The organism is Nonomuraea sp. NPDC046570 (assembly GCF_040645915.1).
Classification (GTDB): domain Bacteria; phylum Actinomycetota; class Actinomycetes; order Streptosporangiales; family Streptosporangiaceae; genus Nonomuraea.
Map to the genome: position 1 here is coordinate 133,145 of NZ_JBEYZF010000001.1, position 22,898 is coordinate 156,042.

25 protein-coding genes are annotated in these 22,898 nt (G+C 70.7%); 18 read left to right on the plus strand and 7 right to left on the minus strand.

The window, feature by feature from the left end:
• The first annotated feature begins 21 nt into the window (after positions 1–21).
• From ABZ911_RS00690 to tsaD, 10 genes are all read left to right on the plus strand, one after another.
• Positions 22–372: a holo-ACP synthase gene (locus ABZ911_RS00690; RefSeq protein ID WP_358049820.1), complete on the plus strand. Its 351-nt coding sequence runs from the start codon at positions 22–24 to the stop codon at positions 370–372.
• A gap of 2 nt (positions 373–374) precedes the next feature.
• Positions 375–1,844 carry an NAD(P)H-hydrate dehydratase gene (locus tag ABZ911_RS00695; protein ID WP_358049823.1) on the plus strand — a complete coding sequence of 490 codons (1,470 nt, stop codon included), beginning with the start codon at positions 375–377 and terminating at the stop codon, positions 1,842–1,844.
• A gap of 24 nt (positions 1,845–1,868) precedes the next feature.
• Complete coding sequence (alr, locus tag ABZ911_RS00700) at positions 1,869–2,999, plus strand: alanine racemase (protein WP_358049826.1); 1,131 nt, start codon at positions 1,869–1,871, stop codon at positions 2,997–2,999.
• The gene (locus ABZ911_RS00705; protein WP_358049829.1) at positions 2,996–4,045 is read left to right on the plus strand and encodes an alpha/beta hydrolase; all 1,050 of its coding nucleotides are present in this window, start codon (positions 2,996–2,998) and stop codon (positions 4,043–4,045) included. Before alr ends, ABZ911_RS00705 begins: the two co-directional genes overlap by 4 nt.
• Positions 4,046–4,501 carry a tRNA (adenosine(37)-N6)-threonylcarbamoyltransferase complex ATPase subunit type 1 TsaE gene (gene tsaE / locus ABZ911_RS00710; RefSeq protein ID WP_358049831.1) on the plus strand — a complete coding sequence of 152 codons (456 nt, stop codon included), beginning with the start codon at positions 4,046–4,048 and terminating at the stop codon, positions 4,499–4,501.
• A gap of 162 nt (positions 4,502–4,663) precedes the next feature.
• Positions 4,664–5,356 carry a hypothetical protein gene (locus tag ABZ911_RS00715; protein WP_358049834.1) on the plus strand — a complete coding sequence of 231 codons (693 nt, stop codon included), beginning with the start codon at positions 4,664–4,666 and terminating at the stop codon, positions 5,354–5,356.
• A gap of 2 nt (positions 5,357–5,358) precedes the next feature.
• On the plus strand, positions 5,359–5,898 hold the full coding sequence (locus ABZ911_RS00720; protein WP_358049837.1) for a class F sortase: 540 nt from the start codon (positions 5,359–5,361) through the stop codon (positions 5,896–5,898).
• Between the two features lie 64 nt (positions 5,899–5,962).
• Entirely contained in the window at positions 5,963–6,613 is a 651-nt protein-coding gene (gene tsaB / locus ABZ911_RS00725) for a tRNA (adenosine(37)-N6)-threonylcarbamoyltransferase complex dimerization subunit type 1 TsaB (protein ID WP_358049840.1), read from the plus strand.
• An 11-nt stretch (positions 6,614–6,624) separates the two neighbouring features.
• Positions 6,625–7,056: a ribosomal protein S18-alanine N-acetyltransferase gene (gene rimI, locus ABZ911_RS00730; RefSeq protein ID WP_358051415.1), complete on the plus strand. Its 432-nt coding sequence runs from the start codon at positions 6,625–6,627 to the stop codon at positions 7,054–7,056.
• On the plus strand, positions 7,049–8,080 hold the full coding sequence (gene tsaD, locus ABZ911_RS00735; RefSeq protein ID WP_358049843.1) for a tRNA (adenosine(37)-N6)-threonylcarbamoyltransferase complex transferase subunit TsaD: 1,032 nt from the start codon (positions 7,049–7,051) through the stop codon (positions 8,078–8,080). Before rimI ends, tsaD begins: the two co-directional genes overlap by 8 nt.
• Positions 8,081–8,126: 46 nt before the next feature.
• Here tsaD and ABZ911_RS00740 read toward each other — a convergent pair whose 3' ends face one another.
• The 3 genes from ABZ911_RS00740 to ABZ911_RS00750 all read right to left on the minus strand — a co-directional run bounded on the left by ABZ911_RS00740 (position 8,127) and on the right by ABZ911_RS00750 (position 11,902).
• On the minus strand, positions 8,127–9,881 hold the full coding sequence (locus tag ABZ911_RS00740; RefSeq protein ID WP_358049846.1) for a hypothetical protein: 1,755 nt from the start codon (positions 9,879–9,881) through the stop codon (positions 8,127–8,129).
• Between the two features lie 199 nt (positions 9,882–10,080).
• Complete coding sequence (locus ABZ911_RS00745; RefSeq protein WP_358049849.1) at positions 10,081–11,262, minus strand: SAM-dependent methyltransferase; 1,182 nt, start codon at positions 11,260–11,262, stop codon at positions 10,081–10,083.
• Positions 11,263–11,284: 22 nt separating this feature from the next.
• On the minus strand, positions 11,285–11,902 hold the full coding sequence (locus ABZ911_RS00750) for a Uma2 family endonuclease (protein ID WP_358049852.1): 618 nt from the start codon (positions 11,900–11,902) through the stop codon (positions 11,285–11,287).
• A 302-nt stretch (positions 11,903–12,204) separates the two neighbouring features.
• Here ABZ911_RS00750 and groES point away from each other — a divergent pair, with 302 nt between their 5' ends.
• From groES to ABZ911_RS00770, 4 genes are all read left to right on the plus strand, one after another.
• Positions 12,205–12,519: a co-chaperone GroES gene (groES, locus tag ABZ911_RS00755; RefSeq protein WP_358051417.1), complete on the plus strand. Its 315-nt coding sequence runs from the start codon at positions 12,205–12,207 to the stop codon at positions 12,517–12,519.
• Positions 12,520–12,581: 62 nt separating this feature from the next.
• Positions 12,582–14,204, plus strand: coding sequence for a chaperonin GroEL (gene groL, locus ABZ911_RS00760; RefSeq protein ID WP_358049855.1), 1,623 nt, complete (start codon positions 12,582–12,584; stop codon positions 14,202–14,204).
• A gap of 322 nt (positions 14,205–14,526) precedes the next feature.
• Positions 14,527–15,165, plus strand: a complete 639-nt coding sequence (locus ABZ911_RS00765; protein WP_358051419.1) for a sigma-70 family RNA polymerase sigma factor — start codon at positions 14,527–14,529, stop codon at positions 15,163–15,165.
• Positions 15,162–15,371 carry a hypothetical protein gene (locus ABZ911_RS00770; protein WP_358049858.1) on the plus strand — a complete coding sequence of 70 codons (210 nt, stop codon included), beginning with the start codon at positions 15,162–15,164 and terminating at the stop codon, positions 15,369–15,371. The genes ABZ911_RS00765 and ABZ911_RS00770 overlap by 4 nt, the downstream gene beginning before the upstream one ends.
• Here ABZ911_RS00770 and ABZ911_RS00775 read toward each other — a convergent pair.
• Both ABZ911_RS00775 and ABZ911_RS00780 read right to left on the minus strand, forming a co-directional pair.
• Positions 15,332–15,709 carry a DUF5319 domain-containing protein gene (locus tag ABZ911_RS00775; protein ID WP_358049861.1) on the minus strand — a complete coding sequence of 126 codons (378 nt, stop codon included), beginning with the start codon at positions 15,707–15,709 and terminating at the stop codon, positions 15,332–15,334. The genes ABZ911_RS00770 and ABZ911_RS00775 overlap by 40 nt on opposite strands.
• 53 nt (positions 15,710–15,762) lie before the next feature.
• The gene (locus ABZ911_RS00780; RefSeq protein ID WP_358049864.1) at positions 15,763–16,773 is read right to left on the minus strand and encodes a LuxR C-terminal-related transcriptional regulator; all 1,011 of its coding nucleotides are present in this window, start codon (positions 16,771–16,773) and stop codon (positions 15,763–15,765) included.
• A gap of 421 nt (positions 16,774–17,194) precedes the next feature.
• Here ABZ911_RS00780 and guaB point away from each other — a divergent pair, with 421 nt between their 5' ends.
• Positions 17,195–18,676: an IMP dehydrogenase gene (gene guaB, locus ABZ911_RS00785; protein WP_358049867.1), complete on the plus strand. Its 1,482-nt coding sequence runs from the start codon at positions 17,195–17,197 to the stop codon at positions 18,674–18,676.
• A 14-nt stretch (positions 18,677–18,690) separates the two neighbouring features.
• The gene (locus ABZ911_RS00790) at positions 18,691–19,809 is read left to right on the plus strand and encodes a GuaB3 family IMP dehydrogenase-related protein (protein WP_358049870.1); all 1,119 of its coding nucleotides are present in this window, start codon (positions 18,691–18,693) and stop codon (positions 19,807–19,809) included.
• 110 nt (positions 19,810–19,919) lie between these two features.
• Here ABZ911_RS00790 and ABZ911_RS00795 read toward each other — a convergent pair whose 3' ends face one another.
• The gene (locus ABZ911_RS00795; protein ID WP_358049872.1) at positions 19,920–20,504 is read right to left on the minus strand and encodes a dihydrofolate reductase family protein; all 585 of its coding nucleotides are present in this window, start codon (positions 20,502–20,504) and stop codon (positions 19,920–19,922) included.
• 72 nt (positions 20,505–20,576) lie between these two features.
• Between ABZ911_RS00795 and ABZ911_RS00800 the strand changes: the two genes are divergently transcribed.
• Complete coding sequence (locus tag ABZ911_RS00800; RefSeq protein WP_358049875.1) at positions 20,577–21,146, plus strand: TetR family transcriptional regulator; 570 nt, start codon at positions 20,577–20,579, stop codon at positions 21,144–21,146.
• 47 nt (positions 21,147–21,193) lie between these two features.
• Positions 21,194–21,979 (plus strand): phosphotransferase, encoded by a 786-nt coding sequence (locus ABZ911_RS00805; RefSeq protein WP_358049878.1) that lies wholly within the window; start codon positions 21,194–21,196, stop codon positions 21,977–21,979.
• 91 nt (positions 21,980–22,070) lie between these two features.
• Here the strand turns inward: ABZ911_RS00805 and ABZ911_RS00810 are convergent, their stop codons facing one another.
• Entirely contained in the window at positions 22,071–22,895 is an 825-nt protein-coding gene (locus tag ABZ911_RS00810; protein WP_358049881.1) for a class II fructose-bisphosphate aldolase, read from the minus strand.
• Positions 22,896–22,898: the final 3 nt, after the last annotated feature.

Consider the following 22,898-nt stretch of genomic DNA (forward strand, 5'->3'; position numbering starts at 1 on the left):
CGTCCTGGCTAGTCTGGGCAGATGATCCTTGGCATCGGCGTGGACGTGGTGGACGTGGCCAGGCTCATGGCCGCCCTGGAACGCACGCCGGAGCTGCGCACGCGGCTGTTCACCGACGCCGAGCGCCCGCTGCCGCCCGCCTCCCTCGCGGCCAGGTTCGCCGCGAAGGAGGCCGTGGCCAAGGCGCTCGGCGCGCCGCCCGGACTCGGGCACCTGGAGGCCGAGGTGCTGTCCGCCGAGGGCGGCCGACCCGAGCTGCGGATCACCGGCAAGGCCGCCGATGTGGCCTACGGCCTGGGCGTCAAGCGCTGGCACCTGTCCCTGAGCCACGACGCGGGCATCGCGCTGGCCTACGTGATCGCGGAGGGCTGACCGTGCGCACCGCCTACACCGCCGACCAGATCCGGACCGCCGAACTGGCCCTGATGGCCCGCCTGCCCGAGGGCACCCTCATGCGGCGCGCCGCCGCGGGCCTGGCCACCGTCTGCGCGGCCCTGCTCGGCCGGGTGTACGGCTCGCGCGTGCTCCTGCTCGTCGGCAGCGGCGACAACGGCGGCGACGCCCTCTACGCCGGGATGCTGCTGGCCCGCCGCGGCGCCCGGGTGGAGGCGCTGCTCGCCGGGTCGCGGACGCACGCCGAAGGGCTCGCCGCGTTCCGGCGGGCGGGCGGGCGGATCGCCGGGGAGGACGCGGTCGAGGCGGCCGAGTTGATCGTGGACGGGCTCGTCGGGATCGGCGCCGCGGGCGCGCTGCGGGAGCCGTACGCGTCGGTGGCCGTACGGGCCTGCGGTCAGCGGGCGGTCGTGGTGGCGGTGGACGTGCCGAGCGGGGTGGACGCGTCCAGCGGCGTGGTGGCCGGGGCGGCGGTGCGTGCCCACGTGACGGTCACGATGGGGGCGTGCAAGACGGGGCTGCTCGTCGATCCCGGGGCCTCGTACGTGGGGTCGCTGGAGGTGGTGGACATCGGGCTGGGGCCGTACCTGCCCGATCCGGACGTGGCCGCGCTGACCGACGCCGACGTGGCGGAACTGCTGCCGAGGCCGGGCGCGGAGTCGGACAAGTACCGCAGGGGCGTGGTCGGGATCGCGGCGGGCAGCGACTCTTACACCGGCGCGGCCGTGCTCGCCGTCGGCGGCGCGCTGCGCGCGGGCGCGGGCATGGTGCGGTACGCGGGCACCGCGCCGCCGGTGGCGCAGGTGCGGGCGCGCTGGCCGGAAGCAGTGATCACCGAGCTGGACCGGCCCTCCGTCGACGGGGTCGGGCGGGTGCAGGCGTGGGTGCTCGGGCCGGGGCTCGGCACCGGGGAGTGGGCGCGCGAGCTGGCCGCCTCGGTGCTGGCGGGTGACCTGCCCGTGCTGGTCGACGCCGACGCGCTGACGCTGGTGTCGCGGGAGCCGGCGCTGCTGCGCCGTACCGCGCCGGTGTTGATCACCCCGCACGCGGGCGAGCTGGCGCGGCTGCTGGGCGTGCCGCGGGAGCGGATCGAGGCGGGCAGGCTGGAGTACGCGCGGCGGGCGGCGGCCGAGCTCGGGGTGACGGTGCTGCTGAAGGGGTCCACGACGCTGGTGGCCGAGCAGGACCGGCCGGTACGGGTCAACCCGACGGGCACCCCGTGGCTGGCCACGGCGGGCACCGGCGACGTGCTCTCGGGGGTGGCCGGGGCGTTGCTGGCCGGTGGACTCAGCGGGTACGACGCCGGGTCGGTCGCGGCCTATCTGCACGGGCTGGCGGGACGGATCGCGGCCGACGGCGCCCCACCGGCGTCGGCGGATGTGGCGGAGGCGATCCCCTCGGCGATCCGGGCGGTGGACGGGATTCGCGCTCGGGCACACCCGGGGAGCTGACAAACTGGTGGGATGAGTTTCCCGATGGCAACGCCCGCCGAGGCGAGGGTCGACCTGTCCGCGATCAGGCACAATGTCGCGCTGCTGCAGGAGCGGGCGGAAGGCGCGACGCTGATGGGTGCGGTCAAGGCCGACGCCTACGGGCACGGGCTCGTCCGCACCGCCGAGGCGGTCGTGGCGAGCGGCGCGAGCAGGCTCGGCACCGCCTACGTCAGGGAGGCGCTCGCGCTGCGCGAGGCCGGGGTCACGGCGCCGGTGCTGTCGTGGATCCTCACCCCGGGCGAGCCGCTCGACGAGGCGCTGCTCGCCGACGTCGAGCTGTCGGCGGCCGACGAGGGGCTGCTGGCCGAGATCGCCGCCGCCGCCCGGCGCACGGGCCGCACCGTCGGGCTCCACCTGGAGGCTGACACGGGCATGAGCAGAGGCGGCGCGCCGCTGGCCGCCTGGCCGGGCCTGCTGTCGGCCGCGCTGGCGCTGGAAGCCGAGGGGGTCGTGCGGATCACCGGCCTGTGGTCGCACTTCGCCTGCGCGGACATCCTCGACCACCCTTCGGTCGACGCGCAGGTGGACGCGTTCGAGGCGGCCCTGAAACTGGCCGAGCAGGCGGGCGCGGGCGGCTCGCACGTCATCCGGCACATGGCCAACTCGGCGGCCCTCCTCACCCTGCCGCGCGCCCGCTTCGACATGGTCCGCACCGGCATCGCGATGTACGGCCTGAGCCCGATCCCCGAGCTGGGGGATTTCGGCCTGCGCCCGGCGATGACGCTGGTGGCGCGGATCGCGCTGGCCAAGCGAGTGCCCGACGAATCCGGCGTGTCGTACGGACACCTTTATGTCACGGATCGCGAGACCACGCTTGGCCTGGTGCCCCTCGGGTACGCCGACGGCATCCTCAGGCACGCGACGGGGCGGGCCGAGGTCCTGGCCGGGGGACGCCGCAGGGCGATCGCCGGACGGGTGTGCATGGACCAGTTCATGATCGACGTTGGCGACGACCCGCTGGCCGCAGGGGACGAGGTGGTCCTGTTCGGGCCTGGGACCCGGGGAGAGCCCACCGCGCAGGAATGGGCGGATAACCTCGGCACGATCACTCATGAGATCGTGACCAGGATCGGTTCACGGGTGCCACGGGTGTACGAAGGATCGGGGACATGACGACGACGGCACGGCAGAAGGTCGGCATCGCGGGCGCGATCGTCGGTGTCGCCTCCGCGGGAGTGGCGGCGGCCGCCCTGGCCAAGCGCTACGCGGTGGGCCGCATCAGGCTCCGTCCCGACCTGGAGGCGAACGAGCCGTTCGGCGAGCTGCACGGCCGCGAGCACACGCTGACCACCTCCGACGGCGTGGCCCTGCACATCGAGGTCGACGGCCCGGAGGACGCGCCGCTGACCGTCGTGCTCTGCCACGGCTACACGCTCAACCTGGAGTCCTGGCACTACCAGCGCCGCGACCTGCGCGAGGACCACCGCATCGTGGCCTGGGACCAGCGCTCGCACGGCCTGTCGCAGCGCACCACCGCCGAGGACAGCACGATCGACCGGCTGGGCGAGGACCTGGCCGAGGTGATCGAGACCTACGTCCCGGGGCCGTGCGTGCTGGTGGGCCACTCGATGGGCGGCATGACCATCATGGCACTGGCCGACCGGCACCCCGAGCTGTTCGGCGACCGGATCCGCGGCGTCGCGCTGATCTCGACCTCGGCGGGCAAGCTGGCCGAGATCACGCTGGGGCTGCCCGCGCTGCTGTCCAGGGTCGTGCACAAGGTCACCCCCGGCACGGTGTCGCTGCTCGGCAAGAAGGGCGCGCTGGTCGACAAGACCCGTCACGTGGGCAACGACATCGCCTTCCTGATGCTGCGCCACCTCGGTTTCGGCGACTCCAAGCACGTCAGCCCGACGCTGGTGGACTTCGTCGAGTCGATGATCCGCTCGACGCCGACCGAGGTGATCGCCGACTTCTACCCGGCCCTGATGAACCATGACAAGCTCTCCGCGCTCGACGTCCTCGATCCGGTGCCGACCGCGATCCTGGTCGGTGACAAGGACTGGCTGACCCCGCCGGAGCACAGCAGGGCCATCGCCGCCGCGCTGCCCAACGCCCGGTTGACCGAGCTGCCCGACACCTCGCACCTGATCCAGCTCGAACGCCCCGGCGCGGTCAACGAGGCCCTGCGCGACCTGATCAAGCAGACGGAGGTGTAAGTGGAGACACTGGCGACCGCCGAGGACATGCGAGCCTTCGGCGTACGGCTGGCCGCCCGGCTCCGAGCCGGTGACCTGCTGATCCTGTCCGGGCCGCTGGGCGCGGGCAAGACCACCCTGGCGCAGGGCATCGCCGAGGGGCTCAAGGTGCGCGGCCCGATCACCTCCCCGACCTTCGTGATCGCCCGCGTGCACCCGTCACTGTGCGGCGGCCCGCCGCTGGTGCACGCCGACGCCTACCGCCTCGGCGGCGACCTCGAAGTGGACGCCCTCGACCTCGACGCCTCGCTGGAGGAGTCGGTGACGATCGTCGAGTGGGGCGAGGGCCTGGTGGAGGGTCTGGCCGAGGACCGGCTGGAAGTCCACATCGACCGCGAATCCGGCGCCGACGCGCGCACCGTGGAACTGCGCGGCGTGGGCGCGCGATGGGCCGACACGCCGTCTGATCCGGCATAAAGGTAATTGCACCACCATCCCTTGGTAAGCCTGGCACCCTTGACGTACATCGCCATTGGTATAGATCATCGGAAATGAAGATCGTTGCTAATGGATTTGCCTAGATTTTCTGGGTATCAGGTGGGGTGTGGCACCCAAGTCGGGTGGATGCTGGATTAAACGGTGAAGTGGGGTGCGGCGGTGCTCAGGGTCAGGCGAGTCGCGTGCGCGGGAGCCATCGTCATGTGCGGGCTGGTCGGGTGCACGGCCGAGGCCGCTTCGCCGACCGGAGGCCCGACGACGACCGGGACCGGCACGGCCACCGGCACCGCGGTGCCCACCGCGACCCGGCAGAACATCGACGTGCGGCTCAACCCCGAACGGGTGACCGTGGGCTCCACCTCCACCGTGTGGATCCTGGCCAACTGCCCCGTGCCCAGTAGCGGCGCCGCGCACACCGCCACCGCCACCTCGCGCGCCTTCGTCTCCGCCGTGACCCTCGACCCCGTGCCGCCGCCCACCTCCACCGCGGCGCCCACCTCCACCACTGCCGCCGCCGTGCCATGGGTACGCGGCGACGCCCAGGTGGCCGGCACCGTCAAGCGCGGCACCTATGACGTCAGCGTCAAGTGCGAGGGCACCAACGACGCCGGAACCGCCAAGCTCAGAGTCGTCGCCGAGGCCACCTCCGAGCCCGAGCCGGAGCCGACCCGCACCACCGTGCCCACCAAGCCGCCGAAGGCCGGTGGCGGCGGCACCTTCGCCAAGGACGCCGAACAGGAGCAGAGCCTGCCGCTCGGCCCCGCCGGCGTACTGATCGCGATCGCCCTCGCCGGAGGCGCGGGGCTGGCGCTCAGGCGCCGCAGCCGCTCCTAGACATGGCCCGCTTCACGCGGGTGATCCTCGCAGGGGCCGCGACCGGCCTCGTGATGGTCGCCTTCGGCAAGAGCCTCGACATGGCGCAGGAGAAGAAGCCGGCCGCCGTCGTGCCGCAGAGCATCGACATTCCGGCGATCGACCTGGAAGCCCCGTTGATGAAGCTCGGCATGACCGAGGACGGCGGGGTCGAACTGCCGCCGTACGAGAAGCCCAAGATGGCCGGCTGGTACAAGCACAGTGCCGTGCCCGGCGACAAGGGCGCCTCGGTGATCATCGGGCATGTGGACACCAAGACCGCGCCCGCCGTCTTCTACAAGCTCAAGCAGTTACGCAAGGGCCAGGTCGTCAAGGTCGAGCGCAGCGACGGGAAGACCGCCGAGTACAAGGTCGACTCCGTCGAGCAGGTGCACAAGGACAGCTTCCCGACCACCCGCGTCTACATCGAGGACGGGCTCAAGCTGGTGACCTGCGGCGGGAGGTTCGACTACGCCAAACACGAGTACGTCGACAACGTCATCGTCTACGCCTCGAAAGCCTGACCCCGGCCTGATAGCGAGGCCGAGGACGTACGCCCGCTCCGCGGACGGGCTACGCTTGACATTTGTGCTGGTCCTGGCCTTTGATACCGCAACCCCCGCCGTCACCGCCGCGCTGCACGACGGCGAACGGGTGCTCGCCGAGTCGACGACGATCGACGCCCGGCGCCACGGTGAGCTGCTCGTTCCCACCATCGAGACCGTCCTGCGCGAGGCGGGCGCCGCGCTGCGCGACGTGACCGCGATCGTCGCCGGGTCCGGGCCCGGCCCCTACACCGGGCTGCGGGTCGGGCTGATGACCGCGCAGGCGCTGTCCACCGCGCTGGACATCCCGGCGTACGGCCTCTGCACCCTCGACGCCGTCGCCTACGGCAGCGGATCCACCGGACCGTTCCTGGCCGCCACCGACGCCAGGCGCAAGGAGGTCTTCTGGGCCCGCTACGCCGACTTCCGCACCCGTTCGGACGGCCCCCATGTGGACCGGCCCGCGGACGTGCCGGGCGAGCTGCCGCTGGTCGGGGCGGGCGCCGGGATGTACGCGGAGGTCTTCGGAGCCGAGCGGGTGCTTGAGGCTGCGCCGTACCCCTATGCGGGGTTCATGGCCGCGCTGGCGGCCGAGAGGCTGGCAGCCGGAGTGGAGCTCGACCCGCCGCGGCCCATCTACCTGCGGCGGCCTGACGCGGTGGTGCCGAAGGCGCCGAAAAAGGTGACCGCGTGAAACTGCGGCAGATGACCGAGGCCGACCTGCCGGCGGTCATGGAGATCGAGCGGGCGACGTTCCCGCTCGACGCCTGGAGTGAGGGCATGATCCGCGGCGAGCTGGACGACCAGCCGCGTACCCGGCACTACATCGTGGCCGTCGTCGAGGATCAGGTCGTCGGGTACGCGGGCCTGGCTGCCGCGGCCGACCAGGCCGACGTGCAGACGATCGCGGTGCTCGCCGCCTGGCAGGGGCGCGGCATCGGCAGCGCCATGCTGACCGAGCTGCTCGCCGAGGCGCGCAGGCGGCGGACCGCGGAGATCTTCCTGGAGGTCCGCGCGGACAACCCGCGGGCCAGGGCGGTCTACATGAGGTTCGGGTTCGAGGAGTTCGGGCTGCGCCGCCGCTACTACGACGACGGCACCGACGCGATCATGATGAAGAGGAAGCTGGATGGCTGACGCACCGCTGGTCCTGGGCATCGAGACCTCCTGCGACGAGACCGGCATCGGGATCGTCCGCGGGCACACGCTGCTGGCCAACACCATCGCCTCCAGCATGGACCAGCACGCCCGCTTCGGCGGCGTCGTCCCCGAGGTGGCCTCTCGGGCCCACCTGGAGGCGATGACGCCGACCGTGCAGGACGCGCTGGCGCAGGCGGGGCTGAAGTTCTCCGACATCGACGCCATCGCCGTCACCGCCGGGCCGGGGCTCGCCGGGGCGCTGCTGGTGGGGGTCGCCGCGGCCAAGGCGTACTCGCTGGGGCTCGGCGTGCCGCTGTACGGCGTCAACCACCTCGCCGCTCACGTCGCCGTCGACCAGCTCGAACACGGGCCACTGCCCAAGCCGTGCATCGCCCTGCTGGTCTCCGGCGGTCACTCCTCGCTGCTGCTCGTCCCCGACGTCGCCCAGGACGTCATCTCCCTCGGCTCCACGGTGGACGACGCGGCCGGGGAGGCGTTCGACAAGGTCGCCCGGGTGCTCGGCCTGCCGTTCCCCGGTGGCCCGCACATCGACCGGGCGGCCCGCTCCGGCTCGGGGACGGCGGTGTCCTTCCCGCGCGGCAAGGTCGACGACGGCACGCTCGACTTCTCCTTCTCCGGCCTGAAGACCGCCGTCGCCCGCTGGGTGGAGGCCCGCGAGTCGGCCGGGGAACGCATCCACGTACCCGACGTCGCCGCGTCCTTCCAGGAGGCGGTCGTGGACGTGCTGACCCGCAAGGCGCTGCAGGCCTGCAAGAAGTACGACGTTCACGACCTGCTGATCGGCGGCGGAGTGGCGGCCAACTCGCGACTGCGCGCCCTGGCGGAGGAACGGTGCGAGAAGGCGGGCGTACGGCTGCGCGTCCCGCGTCCCGGATTGTGCACCGACAACGGGGCGATGGTCGCGGCGCTGGGATCGGACCTGGTGGCGGCGGGCGTGACGCCGTCACTGCTGGACATCCCCGCCGATTCCTCCCTGCCCATCACCACGGTTCACGTGTGAGCTGCCCTGTGCGCGTACGAGGTGCACGCACAGGGCACCACCCCGGCTAGTCCTTGCTGTTGCGGGTGGGGCGGAGGAGGGCTTCGGCGAGGGCGAGCATCGTCTCCTCAAGGGCGCCGAGGCGGCGGGTGAGGTCGGAGGTGGCGGGCTCGACGATCCCGGTGACGCTCTCCTCGATCTCGGTGCGGTCGGGGCGGGCGCGCACCGCCTCGGTGAGGGCGGCGGAGGCGGCGGTCAGGCGCTCGTCGATGGCGTCGAGGCGCTTGACGTGCTCGATCGTCTGGCAGTCGAGGAGCGCGCCGACGCGCTCGCTGATGTTCAGGGTGGCGGGGAGCTGGCCGACGCGCTGGTTGACGGCTTCCACGTGGTCGTCGACGGACTCGAGTTGCTCGGTGGACTTCTCCGCGTGGCTGGTCAGGCTGAACAGGCCGGTGTCGATGACGTCGAAGCGGGTGGTGAGGCGCTCCTCCACCTCGCCGAGCCGCTCGTCGAGGGTGTCCAGGTGGGTGCCCAGGTCGTTGAAGCGGCCTTCGGTGCGGGTGGCGGTGTCGGTGATGTGGGTGTCGGCCCCGGTCAGGCGCTCGTCGAGCGCCGTGAAGCGGCCGTCCACCCGCCCGTCGAGGGCGTCGAAGCGGTCGTCGTGGCGGCCCAGGTGGGTGTCGATGAAGGCGAGGCGCTTGTCGACGACGCCGACCCGGCCGTCCAGCCCGGCCAGCCTGCCGTCGACGCCGCCGAGCCGCCCGTCGATGCCGTCGAGCCTGGTGTCGATGTCGGCCAGGCACGCGTCGGCGGTCTCGATGCGGCCGTCGACGCTGGCCAGGCGGGAGTCGACGGCGATCAGGCGGCCGTCGACCCGGTCGACCCTGCCGTCGAGGTCGTCGAGGTGGCTGGTCAGGCGCTCCTCGGTGCCGTCGATCTTGACGCTGACCTGCTCGATCGCGGCCGACAGCAGCTCGGTGGCCGTGTTGACGCTCTCGTCGAGTTGCGCGGAGACGGTGCTCAGCTTCTCGTCGAGCTGCGCGGAGGAGGTGGCCTGCCGCTCGTCCAGCCGGGCGGTCGAGGCGGACAGCTTCTCGTCCAGCCGGGCCATGGAGGAGGCCAGCTTCTCCTCGATCTTCTCGCCCAGCGCGGTGGCCGCGGCGGCCAGCTTGTCGTCGAGGCCCTCCGACAGGGTGAGGACCACGGTTTCGACGCGGTCGGTACGGGTGGTGAGCTCGGCGAGCGCCTTGTCGAGTCTGGTGAAGCGGCCCGCCGCCGCCTCCATGCTCTGGTTGAGCTGACTCAGCTTGGCGGTGAAGTCCCCCATGCGCTCGGCGATGCCGTCGGTGATGTCGACGACCGCCTTCAGCCGCTTGAGCGCCTCGTCGACGCTCTCCCCGACGGCGCCGATGTCCGCCCACAGGCTCGGCAGCTCGGCGATGGGGGCGACGCGGTCGGTCACGGACACGATGTGCGCGTCCACAGTGCCCACCTGCGCGCCCACGGCGTCGACGTGGTCGCGGACCGCCTCGACGTGCTGAGCGAGCCCCTCCGCCCAACTGGGCGGCCTGTTGGTGATCTCGTCGAGCCGCCCGCTCACGGTCTCCAGCGCGCCGCTGAGGCCGCCCAGCTCCCGCTCGCGCACCTCGCGCAGCAGCCACTCCATCCCTTCCAGGCGCTGCCGGATCTCGTCGAGGACGGCGCCCTGGGTCCGCTGCTCGTAGACGTGGTCCTGGGCCGCCCGCGCGAGCAGTTCGCGCATCCGGTCGGAGATGGCGGTCTGGCTGCCCGCCTGGAGAAGGGTGTGGTTGGAATGATCCACCGAGAGCTCCTTCACTCGCCGACGGTGGTGGTCCGCACAGCGGTGGGATTGGTTTCGGTTTTGCTGACGAATGTAGGTGAACGCGGATAGCCGCTGCAGGGGGAGAACTCCCGCGCGCCCACCTTAGCCTTTGGATCAAGGTCTTTTACCGGCGACTTTAAAAGATCGTGTTTCCCGGGCGTATCGCCTGATTTGTCGTCTATGCAGGTCGGATGGGTGCGCAGATGAGCACGGATGGCTTATCCATGATGCGAGTCAGAATAACGACCGCGGAATTTCTCCCGGAAAGTCGCAAGTCGGTACGGAGTCGCTCGATGTCGACGGCGGAGCCGCGCTTCTTGATAGTGATATTTCCGACCTGGCGCGCGCGGAGGGCGGTGCGCAGGCGCTTCAGCGAGAACGGCATGACCTCTTCGACCTCGTACCGCGCCGCCCACACCGTGTCCACCTGCTCGTCGCCGGTGATGTAGGCGATCATCGGGTCTGCCAGGCGGCCGCCGACCATGGCGGCGACCTCGGCGACCAGGTGCGCCCGGACCGCGGCGCCGTCGGGCTCGTAGACGTACCGTCCGATTGGGCCCACCGGCGCCCGCTCGGTGCCCGACGAGGTCAGCGTGGCCCCCGAGGGCAGCAGGGTGGCCCGCCGGACCAGCCGCTCCCCGCCGGCCAGCGCGCCGGTCCACAGGGCGACCTCCTTGACCTCGCCCTTGTAGGACACCCACTCGGCCTCGGCGCCCTCCGGGATGTACTCGTACGGAATCCCCGGCGCCACCTTCAGGCACGCCGCCGCCGACCTGGCGACCAGATCGAGCACCACGGGCCACGGCGGCGAGTAGGCCCCCGGGTCGAAGGTCCGGCCCCTGGCGGTACGGCGGGCGGGATCGGCGAACAGCACGTCGTAGCCGGAGGGGTCCACACCGGCGGCGTCGGCCGTACGGACGTCGGCTCTGTCGCCGACTCCGAGCGCGTCGGCGTTGGCCCTGGCGACCGCGACGGTCAGCGGGTCGGTGTCCACGGCGTCCACGACGCAGCCGGCGCGGGCCAGCGCGACGAGGTCCCCGCCGACGCCGCAGCAGGCGTCCACGACGCGCGTCCCCTGCGCGGCGAGGCGGTGGGCGCGGTGGTCGGCGACCTCGCGGCGGGTGGACTGTTCGAGACCGTGCGGGGTGAAGTACATCACGGCGGCGTCGTCGCCGAACTTGGCTCTGGCGCGCTCCCTGAGCATCGCCTGGGCGAGCGCGGCCGAGGTGAGCCCCGCGTCGTACGTCTTACGCAGCGTGGTCGCCGCCACCACCGGATCGCCGCCCACCAGCTCGGCGGCCTCGGCGAGGGCTCGCCGGCCGCGAGGCGTCAGAAGCTCCAGGAAGGCGTCGAGGTCCACGCCTGACGACGCTAGTGCACGCTCACTGGAGCAGGTCCGCGAGGTCGATGTTGACGGGGAACGGCTCTTCGATCTTGAGCTGGCCGCGGTAGGCGCCGGTGCTGCCGTACTCGCCCGCGGACGGGTCCAGCTGGAAGGTGTGGATGACGGGCTTGCCGCGCTCCTCTTCCACCAGCCAGAAGTGCTCCACGCCCGCGTTCGCGTAGATCTTCGGCTTCACGTGCCGGTCTCTGTGCTCCGATTCGGGGGAGACGACCTCGATGACCAGGCGAACCTCGGACGAGACGTACGCCGTCCGGCTCAGGTCGGCCGCGGCGGACGCGTTGATGACAACCGCGTCAGGGCAGGGGCGTTGCCGTGGGCCGAGTCTGAGGTCCATCTGCGTCGCCGTGGTCAGGTCGTCCGGGGACTGCCTGTCGAGGACATCGGCGAGCCGGCGGATGACGAGGTCATGGAAACGGCGCTGGGGGGACATGAAGATCAGGGCTCCATCGACGAGTTCGACGCGCTTGAAGAAGTCCGGCTCGCCGTGGGGTCCGTCCTGCGGCAGCAGGTCGAGGTCGTCGGCCGTCCAGCCGCCGTCTGGCGGATAGGGCCAGTTCGCGAGGACGTCTCTGACGCGTTCCATCGTGGCGGTCACATCACTCACAGTAGCGTTGGTCTCGTCGCCGTTCGTAGTCATCGAACCACATTCCGGTGGGGTTCTTCATGTCCCTCGCCCAGATGTGCGTCCCCCGGGGGAGAAGAATCGTGGTGTATCGCTCTCAGCGGAGAGGGCATCGAAGCGGTTCGTGTTGACTGTCAAGGCCCACTTGCATACTGTTTCGTTTTGGCACTCTCCCCTTGAGAGTGCCAACGTGCGACGAGGCAGGTCTGACACCCGCGACGGCAGGCCCAGCTGGTCGCCTCTTCTAGATCATTCAAATCTGAAGGGGAGGTCCGATCGTGACGACCGCCACCAAGGTTCCCGTTAAGCCGCTCGGCGACCGCATTGTGGTTCAGCCGCTTGAGGCCGAGCAGACCACCGCTTCCGGCCTGGTCATCCCGGACACCGCAAAGGAGAAGCCGCAGGAGGGCAAGGTCCTCGCTGTGGGTCCTGGTAACTGGGACGACGAGGGCGACAAGCGGATTCCGCTCGACGTCGCTGAGGGCGACATCGTCCTCTACAGCAAGTACGGCGGCACCGAGGTCAAGTACGGCGGCGAGGAGTACCTCGTGCTCTCCGCCCGCGACGTTCTCGCGATCATCGAGAAGTAGAGCCGTGTCGAGCCCCGGGTGCCTACCGCACCCGGGGCTTTCGACGCCTGAGAGGACTTTGAATGGCGAAGATCCTGGAGTTCGAAGAGGACGCGCGGCGCGCACTCGAGCGTGGCGTGAACGCCCTCGCGGACGCAGTGAAGGTGACCCTCGGCCCGCGTGGCCGCAACGTGGTCATCGACAAGAAGTTCGGCGCGCCGACGATCACCAACGACGGTGTCACCATCGCTCGCGAGGTCGAGCTGGAGGCTCCGTACGAGAACCTCGGCGCGCAGCTGGCCAAGGAAGTGGCCACCAAGACCAACGACATCGCCGGTGACGGCACGACCACCGCGACCGTCCTGGCCCAGGCCATGGTCCGCGAGGGTCTGCGCAACGTGGCCGCCGGCGCGTCCCCGCTGTCGCTCAAGCGGGGCATCGACCAGGCCGCCAAGGCCGTCAGCGACATGCTGCTCGCCTCGGCCCGCCCGGTCGAGGACAAGAAGGAGATCGCCAATGTGGCGACGATCTCCGCGCAGGACGCCAAGATCGGCGAGCTGATCGCCGAGGCGTTCGACAAGGTGGGCAAGGACGGTGTCATCACCGTCGAAGAGTCCAACGCCATGGGCATGGAGCTGGAGTTCACCGAGGGCCTGCAGTTCGACAAGGGTTACCTGTCGGCCTACATGGTCACCGACCCCGAGCGCATGGAGTCGGTTCTCGAGGACCCGTACATCCTGATCCACCAGGGCAAGATCGCCTCCATCGCGGACTTCCTGCCGCTGCTGGAGAAGGTCGCGCAGACCAAGAAGCAGCTCCTGGTCATCGCCGAGGACGTCGAGGGCGAGGCCCTGGCCGTCCTGGTGACGAACAAGATCCGCGGCACCTTCACCTCCGTGGCCGTCAAGGCTCCGGGCTTCGGCGACCGCCGCAAGGCCATGCTGCAGGACATCGCGATCCTGACCAACGGCCAGGTCGTCAGCGAGGAGATCGGCCTCAAGCTGGACCAGGTCGGCCTTGAGGTGCTCGGCACCGCTCGCCGCGTCGTGGTCACCAAGGACGCCACCACCGTCGTCGACGGCGCCGGCGAAGCCTCGGCGATCGCGGACCGCGTCAAGGAGATCAAGATCGCGATCGAGCAGTCGGACTCCGACTGGGACCGCGAGAAGCTGCAGGAGCGCCTGGCGAAGCTGTCCGGCGGCGTCTGCGTGCTGCGCGTCGGCGCGGCCACCGAGGTGGAGCTCAAGGAGAAGAAGCACCGCCTTGAGGACGCCATCTCCGCGACCCGCGCGGCTATCGAGGAGGGCATCGTCTCCGGCGGTGGCTCCGCGCTGATCCACGTCTCGAAGGAGCTCGGCGACCTCGGTCTGTCCGGCGACGAGGCCACCGGTGTCGGCGTCGTGCGCCGCGCGCTGGTCGAGCCGGCCCGCTGGATCGCCGAGAACGCCGGCCTGGAGGGCTACGTGGTGACCCACAAGGTCGCCGAGCTGTCCGTCGGCCACGGCCTCAACGCCGCGACCGGCGAGTACGGCGACCTGGTCGCCCAGGGCGTCATCGACCCGGTCAAGGTCACCCGCTCGGCCGTGCAGAACGCCGCCTCCATCGCCGGCATGCTGCTCACGACCGAGGTCCTCGTGGTGGACAAGCCCGAGGAGGAGGCTCCGGCCGCCGGTGGTCACGGCCACGGACACGGCCACGGCCACTGAGCTCGCCCGTGGCCCGCGCGTCCCGAGGGCGCGGGCATGAGCGGCTGATCTCGGGTACGGCCCTCGGGCCGCACTCGAACAACAGGTACGGCTCGCACCTCTGACGAGGTGCGAGCCGTTCGCATTTCACCGGTAAACCGAACGCGTTCGTAAAGCGTCTGCCCTGTCTAACAATTGTCCCGCATATGAGCCAATCTGCTGAAATATTCGGTGCACGAGAAACCCTAAGTGTGGTCGCTTGATTACGGCCCGTTATCGTCTCTTCAATGTGACCAATCCGTAGCCGTTCGCTATGACGACAGGCAGGATCAGTGCGGGCATCATGCCTAACGTGAGCGAGGGAAGCGTCGCCGACGCCAAAATTGGGGTAAGGCTTGCGTCGAGACTTCCGGCACGATCGGATGGGTCCGACCTAAGGGAACTGACGAGCCTCGCCGTACAGGGGGATCGCCGCGCGATCGAATCTCTGCTCGGGGAGCTGCGCCCGATGGTGGTGCGCTATTGCCGGGCCAGGCTGGGGCGCGTTTCAGGGCAATATCACATTGCCGATGACGTGGCGCAGGAAGTGTGCATCGCGGTGCTGTCCGCCCTGCCGCGGTACCGGGACATGGGCAGGCCGTTCGCCTCGTTCGTGTTCGGCATCGCCTCGCACAAGGTGGCCGACGCGCTGCGGAGTTCGGTGCGCTGTGCCGTACCGACGCAGGACCTGCCGGACGGGCCTGACGAGCGTCCTGGGCCCGAGGAGACCGTGGTGCGGTACATCGAGGTCGAGCAGGCGCGCAGGCTGCTGTCCAGGCTGCCCGACAATCAGCGGGAGTTGCTGCTTCTGCGTGTGGTGTCGGGGTTGTCTGCCGAGGAGACAGGTAATGTACTCGGCATGTCACCAGGTGCGGTTCGCGTCGCCCAGCATCGGGCGCTGGCGCGGTTGAGACAGATGGCCGAGCTGGAGTCGATCGCTTGACGGAGGAGCAATCAGGCGGGGTCCATCCCGTCCGGCGCTTCCGGGCGGACGACCCCGCGGAGCTGGCGGCCACGGATGCCCTGCTCGACGCGCTCTCGCGGGGTGAGCCGCCCGGTTCAGGAGACCCGGCGGCGGTGCTGCTGGCCGCGCTGGCCGAGGACGTCGATCAGCGGCGCTCTTCGGTGTCGATGACCCCGTCGACGTAGCCTCTGGCGTACTCCCAGCTGACGTAGTCGGCGGGGTCGGGGTGGAAGGCCGGCTCGTGCACCTGGGGCTGGCCTTTGTCGATCATCTGGCGCAGGTTGCCGCGCAGCAGATCCCAGTCGAAGAAGTGCTGTTCGCCGCATTCGGGGCAGTCGAGCACGAGCCCGAGCACGCCCTGGGGCTCCAGCAGAGAGCGGAAGACCTCCACGTCGGCGAGGTCGGTGATGGCCTCGTCGCGTTCGGCAGCGCTGAGCGGCTCGGCGTCGTCGAGTTCCCCCAGCGCCGAGGTGGGATCGTTCGGGTCGTCCGCGAACGGGTCGCGGGGAACGTCTTCCAGCACCTTCCCACCATATGACTGTTGAGGCGGGTGCGGTGCGCATTGGCCCTGTTGGCCTACGTCAGCCATCCGCGCCGGGCCGCCTCGACCCCGGCGTGGAACCGCGACTGGGCGCCCAGTTCGCCCATGGCGTCGGCGAATCTGGCCCGCACCGTGCGCACCGAGACGCCGAGCTGCCGGGCGATCGAATCGTCGCACATCCCCTGCGCCGCCAGCCGCAACACCTGCACCATGCCGTCCCCCCGCCTCCCCCACGGCAGCGGTACGGCCCTGCCCCACAGCTCGTCGAAGAGCGTGCGCAGCACGCCGACCACGATCGGGGCGCGGACGAGGTAGAAGTTGTAGGCGTGGTCGGGCAGGTTGCCACCCCACAGCGCGGGCAGTCCGGCGGCGGCCGGTCCCGCCGTCATGAACCAGCTCGGCACCCGGTCGAGGGTGCGCACCCCGCCGCCGGTCTCGATCAGCCGGGAGAGCTGGTCGCGCACGCCCGGCAGCGGCAGCGTCGAGACGGGCACGATCGCGCGCAGGGTGAGCAGCTTGCGGCGCTGGGCGTCGATCCACGGATCGGCGAACTTCCGTACGAAGTCGACCATGGTGCGCTCGTCGGGGATCGCGGTCAGCAGCTCCACCGGCGGTGACTGCACGGCGATGCCGACCACGCTCTCGTAGAGCACGTCGGCGCCGCTGACCAGCTCGACCGGGAAGGGGCCGCTCTGGTAGTCGCGGCCGGCGTCGTAGTCGCGGATCAGGCCCCGGATGGAGCCCACGGCGGAGTCGATCCTGCGGCTCTCCTCGGCCAGCCGGTCGAGGCGTTCGGCGATGAGCCGGCCGAGCGCGGCGGCGGGGTGCCTGGCCAGGTACTGGCCCGACTGCTCGTCCACCACGCCGAGCCTGACGAGGTCGTCGAGCTGCCTGCCGACCTTCTCCGTCGGGCCGTCCATCGCCTCCGCGAGCTCGGTGAGCGTGGCCCGGTGCAGGCGCAGCACCGCGGTGTAGAGCGCGGTCTGCGCGGGGTCCAGGCCCAGCGTTTCCAGGGGGTCGAGCATCGTGGGGTAGTCGTTGCGCATGTGCGGAGCTCCGTTGAGGGGACACGGGCGTGCCGCGAGGATAACCCGGCATTCCGGCCCTGTCCGCTCGTTGCGCCGACTCCCCCTCGTCCCGTGCAACTTCGTGCAATTGCACGTTTTCACATTGCGATGTGCCAGCCGGTAACGCAGTCTTAACCAAGCGTCGGCATCACAGCAGGCAAGCGCCGCCATCAGGACGCGGAGGGGGGTTCGGTGGCATCCCGCGCTCCTGCTGTGCTGTCGGTGGCCTGGGGGATCGGGCGGATCACCGACCGCCCGATCCCCCGGCTCTTCTGACGCGGGCCGGACGACGGACCGTGGGGGTCATCGTCCGCCCGTCCACCTCGCGTTTGTGTTCAGGCCCTAAACTTGCCTCCGGGGGGTAAACCCGCCACGCGCCACAGCCGGAGGGGTTCGCAGCATGTCCAAGTTCACCGAGACGGGTCTCACGTTCGACGACGTGCTGCTCGTTCCCGCCTATTCGGATCTGCAGCCCGGGGACGCCGACACGACGACGAAGCTCTCGCGGGGCATCAGTCTGTCCATCCCGCTGGTCTCGGCCGCGATGGACACCGTGACCGAGGCGCGCATGGCGGTGGCGATGGCCCGCCAGGGCGGCATCGGCATCCTGCACCGCAACCTCTCCGTGGAGGAGCAGGCGCAGCAGGCCGACCTGGTCAAGCGTTCCGAGGCCGGCATGGTCACCAACCCGGTGACGTGCGGCCCCGACGCCACCCTCGCCGACGTCGAGCGGCTGTGCGCGACGTACCGGATCTCCGGTGTGCCGGTCACCGACCCGTCCGGTGTCCTGGTCGGCATCGTGACCAACCGCGACATGCGCTTCGAGAGCGACCAGTCGCGTCCGGTGCGTGAGGTCATGACGCCGATGCCGCTGGTCACCGCGCCGGTCGGGGTCTCGCGGGACGACGCGTTCACCCTGCTCAGGCAGAACAAGATCGAGAAGCTGCCCCTGGTGGACGTCGACGGGCGGCTGCGCGGGTTGATCACCGTTAAAGACTTCACCAAGAGCGAGCAATATCCGCTGGCCACCAAGGACTCCGACGGCCGCCTGATCGTCGGCGCGGCGATCGGCGTGGCCGGTGACGCCGCGCAGCGGGCCGCCGCGCTGATCGAGGCGGGCGTCGACGTGATCATCGTGGACACCGCGCACGGCCATTCGCAGGGCGTCTGCGAGATGATCGCCAAGATCAAGTCCAACTCCTCGGTCGACGTCATCGGCGGCAACGTCGCCACTCGCGCGGGCGCCCAGGCGCTGGTCGACGCCGGCGCCGATGCGGTCAAGGTGGGCGTGGGCCCCGGCTCCATCTGCACCACCCGGGTGGTCGCGGGCGTCGGAGCGCCCCAGGTCACCGCCATCTACGAGGCGTCCCTCGCCTGTGCCCCGGCCGGTGTGCCGGTGATCGGCGACGGCGGCCTGCAGTACTCCGGGGACATCGCCAAGGCCCTCGCGGCCGGTGCCGACACCGTGATGCTCGGCTCGCTGCTGGCCGGTTGCGAGGAGTCGCCCGGCGAGCTGATCTTCATCAACGGCAAGCAGTTCAAGTCCTACCGGGGCATGGGCTCGCTCGGCGCGGTGCGCAACCGCGAGCGCGGCGGCGTCTCCTTCAGCAAGGACCGCTACGCCCAGGCCGAGGTCGGCGGTGAGGACAAGTACATCCCCGAGGGCATCGAGGGTCAGGTGCCCTACCGCGGCCCGGTCGCGGCCGTCGCCCACCAGCTCGTCGGCGGTCTGCGCCAGGGCATGTGGTACACCGGCTCGCGCACCATCACCGAGCTGCACGACAAGGGCCAGCTCATGCCGATCACGGCAGCAGGTCTCACCGAGAGCCACCCGCACGACATCCAGATGACGGTGGAAGCCCCCAACTACCACCGTCGCTAGAAAGAAACGAGAACATGACCCAGGTGGAGATCGGCCGCGGCAAGACTGGCCGCCGCGCCTACGCGCTCGACGAGATCGGCCTCGTCCCCTCGCGGCGTACGCGGGACACGGAGGAGGTCTCGATCGCCTGGCAGATCGACGCCTACCGGTTCGAGCTGCCCATGGTGGTCGCGCCCATGGACAGCGTCGTCTCACCGGCGACGGCGATCGAGATCGGCCGCCTCGGCGGCCTGGCGCCGCTCGACCTCGAAGGACTCTGGACCCGCTACGAGGACCCCTCCCCGCTGCTGCAGGAGTGCGCCTCGCTCGACCAGGCGGCGGCCACCCGGCGGCTGCAGGAGATCTACGACGAGCCGATCAAGGAGGAGCTGATCGGCCGGCGGATCGAGGAGATCCGCGCCGCCGGTGTCACCACCGCGGTCAGGCTCTCGCCGCAGCGCACCGTGCAGTACCACAAGACGGTCATCGAGGCGGGTGTCGACATCTTCGTCATCCGCGGTACGACCGTCTCGGCCGAGCACGTCTCGGGCCGGGCCGAGCCGCTGAACCTCAAGCAGTTCATCTACGAGTTGGACGTTCCCGTGATCGTCGGGGGGTGCGCGACCTACACCGCGGCGCTGCACCTGATGCGTACCGGCGCCGCGGGTGTGCTCGTCGGCTTCGGCGGCGGCGCCTCGCACACCACCCGCACGGTGCTGGGCGTGGCGGTGCCGATGGCGACGGCGATCTCGGATGTCGCGGCGGCCCGGCGTGACTACATGGACGAGTCCGGCGGCCGTTACGTGCACGTCATCGCGGACGGCGGCATGGGCACCTCCGGCGACATCGCCAAGGCCATCGCCTGCGGCGCCGACGCCGTCATGGTCGGCTCCCCGCTGGCCCGCGCCGCCGAGGCGCCCGGGCACGGTTTCCACTGGGGCTCCGAGGCGCACCACCCGGACCTGCCGCGCGGCCGGCGGGTGGAGTTCGGCACGGTCGGCACGCTGGAGCAGATCCTGCACGGGCCGTCCAGCGTCGCCGACGGCTCGATGAACCTGATGGGCGCGCTGAAGCGCACCATGGCGTCCACCGGCTACTCCGACATCAAGGAGTTCCAGCGCGTCGAGGTGGTCGTCGCCCCCGTCCAGCGCTGACCCGCTGTCTCAGGCCCGCACCCGTCGGTGCGGGCCTTTTTCGGTCGCGCGCCTGTACGGCACGCCCGCCGAAGCGATCAGACGGTCGGAGCCCCGGCCGCCCCCGCCCATCATGCGGCGGCTGAAGCGCGGGTGTACCAGGTGACGAGGGCGCCGTTGTCGAAGGACTCACGCTGGGTCGGGGTGAACTGCGTCGGCTGAAATTCTCCGGCGATGGCCGGCACGCCCGTCCCGGCCACCACCGGGTAGCTCTTGATGACCATCTCGTCGATCTCCGACAGCAGGGCGCCCGCGAGCTTGCCGCCGCCGGCGAGCCAGATGTTCTTCCCCTCCTCCGCCTTGAGCTTGCGGACCAGCCCGACCGGGTCGCCGGTCACCACCTCCACCGACGGGTCGGCGATCTCCCCGAGCGTGCTGGAGACCACGTACTGTCGCAGGTGGGCGTAGGGGCTGGTGATGCCGACGGTCAGGGCGGGTTCGTAGGTGCCGCGCCCCATCACGACGGTGTCGATGGTCTGGTTGGCGGCCGTTTCGAGTCCGGCGGCCGGGCGCATGTGGGTGGGGACGGCCTCCGGGTAGCGTTCGTTGATCCAGGCGGACATCTGGTCGGACACAGGGTAGAAGTCCCACTCGCCGCCGGGGCCGGCGATGTAGCCGTCGAGGGAGATGCCGACGTAGTAGACAAGCTTTCGCATACTGGTGAACTCCGTGTGTAGTACTCTGCTTGAAGTGGTTTGACCGTAGTACTACAGATGGAGTGGTGTCAAGTGCGGCGGAATCCGGAGAGGCGGGCGGCGCTGGTCGACGCCTCGATCGAGGTCCTGGCCAGGGAAGGGGCCCGCGGGCTCACCTTCAGGGCGGTCGACGCGCAGGCCGAGGTGCCGCCCGGCACGGCCTCCAACTACTTCGCCAGCCGAGACGACCTGCTCACCCAGGCGGGCGGGCGGATCTACGAGCGGCTGATGCCCGACGACACGTCCATTGAAGGCCCGCGTGACCGGGAACGGCTGGTCGAGCTGATGCGTGACGTGGTCGCCCGGATCACCGCCTTCCACACGGGCTTCCTCGCCCTGCTGGAGCTGCGGCTGGAGGCGACCAGGCGGCCCGACCTGCGCGCCGTGCTGACCGAACGGATTCGCGCGGACCTCGACTTCAACCTCGCCAACCACCAGGAGGGGGGTATGCCAGGGGACGCCACCACGGTCAAACTGCTCTACATGTCACTGAACTGGCTGATCGTCGACCGCCTCACCCTGCCCGACCTCTTCACCGAAGAGGAGACCGACGCGCTCGTGGCCGCCGCCGTCGAGCGGGCGCTCCCCCCGGCGGCCGGCTGACCGTGGGAGACCTCCAGTGGACACACCTGATCGACATCTGCGGAGACGTGGTCACCAAGCGGTACATCGACGGGAAGGAGGGTGGCGCCGAGCGGGAGTGGCGGGCGCTGACCCTGCTCGCCGAGCACGCTCCCGGGCTGGCGCCCGCGCCCATCGCGTTCGACGGGGGCGTGGTGATGTCGAGGGTCGACGGGGTGCCGTTGCGTGGGATGGCGGCGGCTGCCGTACACGCGGGTGCGCTGGTCGAGGCCGTCTCGACGATGCACGCCGCGGTGCCGCGCGCGGTGCTCGACCAGGTCCCGGTACGGCCCTGGCAGGTCGGCATGCTGGGGCGGCAGGTGCGGCAGTGGTGCGAGTCGTGGCTCGCCACCCGGGCGGATCGGGAGGGCGGGGCGGTGGCGGGCGACCAGGGGGATCGGGCGGCGGTGAGCGCTCAGGCGGATCGGGCCGTCGGTGAGGGGCTCAGGTGGCTCGACTCGTGGCGGCCGGGCGAGGTGGGGGTGACGCCCGCGTTCGGGGCGGGGGACGGGAACCTGGCCAACTTCCTGTGGGACGGGACGCGGGTGCGGATCCTCGACTTCGAGGACTCGGGGCGCAGCGACCGGGCGTTCGAGCTGGCCGAGCTGGCCGAGCACGTGTCGATGTGGGTGGACGGCGAGGTGAACGTGCTGCGGCACGCCGAGCTGTCTTCGGCCGAGGCGGCGCGCCTGCGGGAGTGCCGGAGACTGCAGGCGCTGACCTGGCTGTTCCTGCTGTCGGGGGAAGGTCCGCGCAACCCACCGGGAACCTTCGCCCGGCAGGTCGAGCGGGTGCTGGCACGTTTGGAAGGCTGACCAGGACTGACGAGAAAGGGCCGCCGGAAGGCTGATCGGGACCGACCGGCGTGGCCACGGGTGCTCACGCGACCTCGCTGGGACCGGAAGGTCAGCCGGTAAGGACGCCCAAGAGGTGGGTGACCTCGCGGGTGATCGCGTCGCGGCCCGCTCTGAGGTACTTGCGGGAGTCGACCACCTTCTCGTCGTGGGCCAGGTAGTCGCGGACCGCGCCGGTGAACGCCTTGTTCAGGTGGGTGGCGATGTTGATCTTCTTCATGCCGTGCCGTACGGCTTCGCGCAGGGTGTCGTCGGGTACGCCCGAGGAGCCGTGCAGGACCAGCGGCACCGGCACCGCGGCGCGCAGGCTCGCGATCAGCTCCAGGTCCAGGACCGCGTCCTTGGTGGTCATCGCGTGCGAGGTACCCACTGCCACGGCCAGCGCGTCGACGCCGGTGCGGGCCACGTAGTCGACCGCCTCGTGCGGCTTGGTGCGCGCCCCGGGCGCGTGCACGCCGTCCTTGCCGCCCACCTCGCCCAGCTCGGCCTCCACCCAGACGCCGCGCGCGTGACACCACGCGGCCACCTCGGCGGTCAGGGCGACGTTCTCCTCGTCGGGCAGCGCCGAGGCGTCGAACATGACCGAGCCGAGGCCCAGCTCGACGGCCTCCTCGACGAGCGCGCGGTCGGTGGCGTGGTCCAGGTGCACGGCGACGGGGGTGCGGGCGGCCCGCGCGACGGCCAGGGTGGCCAGCGCGATCGGCGCCAGCGCGCCGTGGTAGCGCACCGCGTTCTCGCTGATCTGCAGGACGACGGGCGCGCCCGCCGCCTCGGCGCCCGCCACGATGCCGGTGGCGTGCTCCAACTGGATCACGTTGAACGCGCCGACACCGGCACTGGAGTCGCGGACGATGTCGCCGATACCGACGAGGGGCATGTA